Here is a 296-nt window from a genome sequence, read left to right as displayed (position 1 = left end):
AAAATTGAACCTGTCATCGAAATCGTCAACACTGCCAAGCAAGCGATGGAAAACCTCGGCATCGAACCGAAGATTTCTCCCATCCGCGGCGGCACCGACGGATCGCAGCTGTCCTACATGGGGCTTCCGACGCCAAACATCTTTACAGGCGGGGAAAATTTCCACGGCAAATTTGAATACATCTCAGTTGACAACATGGTCAAAGCCGTAAATGTCATCGTTGAGATTGCAAAGCAGTTTGAAGCGCAAGCATAGTGCCAAAAAACCAGTCCAAAAAAGGACTGGCTTTTTTGTGG

1 protein-coding gene is annotated in these 296 nt (G+C 48.0%); it reads left to right on the top strand.

All coding sequences use genetic code 11. The annotated features are described in order from the left end of the window. Positions 1-255, top strand: a 255-nt coding sequence (locus SB660_RS19820; RefSeq protein WP_410583983.1) for a M20/M25/M40 family metallo-hydrolase, incomplete at its 5' end; no start/stop codon positions are given. Positions 256-296: the final 41 nt, after the last annotated feature.

The organism is Bacillus sp. SIMBA_005, assembly GCF_046535585.1.
GTDB classification, from domain to species: Bacteria; Bacillota; Bacilli; order Bacillales; family Bacillaceae; genus Bacillus; species Bacillus pumilus.
The sequence above is the reverse complement of the archived record's forward strand: the minus strand, read 5'-3'. Positions and strand labels throughout refer to the sequence as shown.